This window comes from Geobacillus sp. WSUCF1 (genome assembly GCF_000422025.1).
GTDB classification, from domain to species: domain Bacteria; phylum Bacillota; class Bacilli; order Bacillales; family Anoxybacillaceae; genus Geobacillus; species Geobacillus zalihae.
Genome location: NZ_ATCO01000136.1, coordinates 1 through 4,710, shown reverse-complemented (window position 1 = coordinate 4,710; position 4,710 = coordinate 1). Strand labels below are relative to the sequence as shown.

3 protein-coding genes, 1 other RNA gene and 1 other annotated feature are annotated in these 4,710 nt (G+C 55.8%); all 4 genes read right to left on the bottom strand.

The genetic code is table 11. From position 1 onward, the window contains the following. Nucleotides 1-55: 55 nt before the first annotated feature. A complete protein-coding gene (locus I656_RS03395; RefSeq protein WP_020756171.1) occupies nucleotides 56-820 on the bottom strand; it encodes a ThiF family adenylyltransferase in 765 nt (254 codons plus the stop codon). A 151-nt stretch (nucleotides 821-971) separates the two neighbouring features. Next, a non-coding RNA gene (gene ssrS / locus I656_RS18180) (6S RNA) lies at nucleotides 972-1,158 on the bottom strand. Nucleotides 1,159-1,233: 75 nt separating this feature from the next. Next, entirely contained in the window at nucleotides 1,234-3,006 is a 1,773-nt protein-coding gene (gene aspS / locus I656_RS03400; RefSeq protein WP_033006346.1) for an aspartate--tRNA ligase, read from the bottom strand. Nucleotides 3,007-3,010: 4 nt separating this feature from the next. Next, complete coding sequence (gene hisS, locus I656_RS03405; protein WP_033006345.1) at nucleotides 3,011-4,291, bottom strand: histidine--tRNA ligase; 1,281 nt, start codon at nucleotides 4,289-4,291, stop codon at nucleotides 3,011-3,013. 46 nt (nucleotides 4,292-4,337) lie between these two features. Continuing rightward, nucleotides 4,338-4,569, bottom strand: a binding site (T-box leader). Between the last annotated feature and the right edge of the window lie 141 nt (nucleotides 4,570-4,710).

Sequence of the window (4,710 nt, the reverse complement as noted above, 5' to 3'; positions counted from 1 at the left end):
CTTTGGTCGTTGAAGTGGGAGTCTCCTGCGCGAAATAGGATGAAGGTGGAAGAGTTCAATCGTCGCCAACGCGCCTTATAGGAATTCCCTCTAATAGACGATTTATCACGTAGGAAGCCATAATGAGCCCGGCAACTGATGGAACGAAAGCATTCGAAGACGGCGGCATTTTCGCCTTGCGGATCGGCGAAGCGTCATTGCCGACAACCTGGCGGACATCTTCGCGGATTTTCACCGGCTTCTCGTCGGAAAAGACGACCGGAATGCCGCGGCGGATCCCTTCTTTGCGCAGCTTGGCGCGGATGACTTTCGCGATCGGATCGGTGTGTGTTTTCGAAATATCGGCAATGCGGAACCGGGTCGGATCCATTTTGTTCGCCGCACCCATGCTGGAGATGATCGGAATGCCGCGCTTGAGGCATTGTTTCATCAAATGCACTTTGTACACAATCGTGTCGGACGCATCGATGACAAAATCCAGATCATAGGCGAAAAATTGCTCATACGTCTCTTCCGTATAAAACATTTGCAAAGCGATCACCTCGCACGCCGGGTTGATGTCGGCGATGCGCTCTTTCATGAGCTCCACTTTCGGACGCCCGATGGTCGAGAGCAACGCATGGATTTGCCGGTTGATGTTGGTGATATCGACGTTATCGCGATCAACAAGCACCAAGCGGCCAATGCCGGAACGGGCGAGCGCCTCGACGGCGAACGACCCCACGCCGCCGACGCCAAGGACGGCGACGGTGGCGTTTTTTAAGCGTTCCAACCCTTCAGGGCCAATCGCGAGTTCATTGCGGGAAAATTGATGCAGCATCGTTCTCCTCTCCGTTTGCTCCAAAATTGGTGTTTATGCCGCTTTTTATCCTACCATCAAGACAGCAAAAGAGGCAACGGCATTTTGCTGGCAAAACAAAACCCCTACGCGGCCATCCGCATAGGGGAAATGTTGTTGATTCCTTACTGTTGCCAGTCCCAATCGTGCCGTCGATGCCTTCGTTTTGAACCCGCTCTCCCATAGGTGGGTGCCCTGTTCCAAGGTTTGCGCTTCCCCTGTGACGAAGAGGCGTGCACGCCGCTTGGAAACCCCGAGCTCCCGGATCATAAACTGTTCGGTCAAAACGATCAGTGATCCGACGAACACATTAGGACGGTTGTTAGTTTGATTGTAACACATTTTTCAGCCTTTGTGAACACCTATTGCCAACGTTTCTTTTTCAGATGCCGCTGTCACTCGTTTTCCGGAAGCACAACCGCCAAGTGCAGCTCCTCGAGCTGCTTGTCGCTGACCGGCCCCGGCGCTTCGGTAAGCAAGCAGCTCGCGCTCGCCGTTTTCGGAAACGCGATCGTATCGCGCAAGTTCGTGCGCCCAGCGAGCAACATCACCAGCCGGTCAAGGCCAAGCGCAATGCCGCCGTGCGGCGGAGTGCCGTATTCAAACGCCTCAAGCAAGAATCCGAACTGACGGCGCGCTTCTTCTTCGCTGAACCCTAAGGCGCGGAACATTTTTTCTTGCACGTCCCGCTCGAAAATGCGGAGCGAGCCGCCGCCAAGCTCATAGCCATTTAAGACGAGGTCGTACGCCTGCGCGCGGACGGCGCTTGGGTTTGTCTCCAACAGCGGAATGTCGTCGCGCACCGGCATCGTAAACGGATGGTGGGCGGCGTAATAGCGCCCTTCTTCTTCGTCATACTCCAAAAGCGGCCAATCCGTCACCCACAAAAACGCGAGCTTCGCTTCGTCGATCAAGCCGAGCTCCTTGCCAAGCTTCAGCCGCAACGCGCCGAGCGCCGCGGCGACGATCGCTTTTTCGTCGGCGACAAACAAAAGCAAATCTCCGTCTTCGACAGCAAGCGCTCGACGCAGCGCCGCCTGTTCCTCATCGGTGAAAAACTTGGCGATCGGTCCTTTCAGCTCTTCGCCTTCCGCTTTCAGCCAGGCGAGCCCTTTCGCCCCGTAGCGGCCGGCAAATTCTCCTAAGGCGTCAATATCTTTACGCGAATAGCGAGGGGCAGCGCCTTTCGCGTTGATCGCCTTCACTTGGCCTCCTTCTTTGACGGCGCGGGCGAACACTTGAAACGCTGAATCACGAACGATTTCCGATACGTCGACGAGCTCGAGGCCAAAGCGTATATCCGGCTTGTCCGAGCCGTAGCGGCTCATCGCCTCGTCATACGTGATGCGCGGAAACGGGCGCGGGATGTCGATCCCTTTTGCCGCTTTCACGACGGCAGCCATCATCCGTTCGGTTAAATCGATAATATCCTCTTGTTCGATAAACGACATTTCGATGTCGATTTGCGTAAATTCCGGCTGGCGGTCGGCGCGCAAATCCTCGTCACGGAAGCAACGGGCGATTTGGTAGTACCGTTCCACGCCGCCGACCATGAGCAGCTGCTTAAAAATTTGCGGTGACTGCGGCAAGGCGTAAAATTCGCCCGGATGGACGCGGCTTGGCACCAAATAGTCACGCGCCCCTTCCGGCGTGCTTTTCGTCAACATCGGCGTTTCAATTTCCAAAAAGCGTTCGCTATCCAAAAAGTCGCGCACCGTCTTTGTGATTTTGTGGCGAAGCGCCAGTGTTTGAAACATGACTGGGCGGCGCAAATCCAAATACCGATATTTTAAGCGCACGTCTTCCGCCGCATCCGTGTCATCGGAAATCGAAAACGGCGGCGTTTTTGCCTCGTTGATGATCTCGATTCGTTCCGCCTGAATTTCAATGCGGCCGGTCGCGATGTTCGGATTGACCGTCTCCGGAGCGCGGGCGACGACCGTTCCTTCGACGCTTAAAACGTATTCGCTCCGCACGCGCTCCGCTGCCGCCAGCGCTTCAGCCGACACGTCCGGGCTGGCGACAACTTGGACGATGCCCGTTCGGTCGCGCAAGTCAATGAAAATGAGGCCGCCTAAGTCGCGGCGCTTTTGCACCCAGCCTTTGAGCACGACGCGCTCGCCGACGGCCGTTTCCGGCACTTCTCCGCAATAATATGTGCGTTCCATTCGCTCACTCCTCCTTCCCGATCCGTTCATGCAAAAAGTGCGCCAACTCGCCGAGCGGTACATTCGTTTGCTCGCCGCTCGCCATATGCTTTACCGCCGCTTCCTGTCTCTCGAGTTCTTCATCGCCGATAATGGCGACAAACGATGCCCCAAGCCGGTCGGCGGCCTTCAGCTGCGCCTTCAATTTTCGGCCCAAATAATCTTGATCGACCCTCAATCCAAAGCGGCGCAATGCATAAACGAGGCGGACCGCCTCGTCTTTCGCCCGCTCACCGACAGCGACGACATAGCAGTCAAGCCCACTCTCCACCGGCAATTCCACTCCTTCGGCGTCAAGGGCGGCCAACAGCCGCTCGATGCTCAAGGCAAAGCCGATGCCCGGCGTCTCCGGACCGCCGATTTCTTGGACAAGCCCGTTGTAACGCCCGCCGCCGCACAGCGTCGCCGCCGCGCCAAATCCTTCCGCTTCGCTCATAATTTCAAACGTCGTGTGGTTGTAATAGTCAAGCCCGCGCACGAGCCGCGCATCGATGACAAACGGGATGCCGAGCGCTGTCAAGTATTGTTTCACTTTCTCAAAATAGGCGCGCGATTCGTCATTTAAATAGTCTAAAATCGACGGCGCCGTCGCCATCAGCTCATGATCGCGGTCTTTTTTGCAGTCGAGAATGCGGAGCGGATTCGTATGAAGCCTCGTCTGGCAGTCCGGGCACAGCTCGTGGATGCGGTTTGAAAAATGGCGAACAAGCGCCTCTCGGTGCGCCCGGCGGCTGTCAAGGTCGCCCAAGCTGTTAATGACAAGCCGGATCCGTTTTAAGCCAAGCGCTTCGTAAATATGCATCGCTAGCGCCATCACCTCGGCGTCAATCGCCGGATCGCTGCTGCCGAGCGCCTCGACGCCGAACTGGACGAACTGGCGGAACCGTCCCGCTTCCGGACGCTCGTAGCGAAACATCGGCCCGCTGTAATACAATTTCAGCGGCTGGTTCGGACTGCCGTACAGCTTATGCTCGACAAACGCTCTGACAACCGGCGCCGTTCCTTCCGGGCGGAGCGTCAGCGCGCGCCCCCCTTTGTCTTCGAACGTGTACATTTCTTTTTGCACAATGTCCGTTGTATCCCCCACGCCGCGCAAAAAAAGCTCCGTATGTTCAAAAATCGGCGTCCGGATTTCCTGATACCCATACCGGCTGCAGAGGCTGCGGGCAATGTGCTCGACATATTGCCATTTTTCCGAGTCACCCGGCAGCACATCTTGTGTCCCTCTTGGAATTTGAAAAGCCATGCTCATCCTCCTTTGCCCAAAATAAAACGCCCTTGTCCCTGTGATCGATAGGGACGAGAGCGTCATTCCCGCGGTGCCACCCTAATTGAAGCCGATCCGGCTTCCGCTTGTCGCCATTAACGCATGGCACACGTTCCCCTTTACTGGCGCAAAGCGCGTTCAAAGGGAAACCTACGGAGTGTCTTTCGTTAAGCCATCATGGAGAAGCGCTCGCAGCCTTGGGCGCTTCCTCTCTGGCCATGTGGACCTTAACTACTTTTCTCCATCATCGGTTGTTCCGTATGAGAAAGATGTAATTTTATATTACGGACAATCTCGCCCGTTTGTCAAGTTGTCCTAGCAGCTGTGATTCATGGTTGTTCGCAAAGAGAAAAACTTTGATGTCTCATCACATTTTTCACCTTGTGTGAACTACCCAC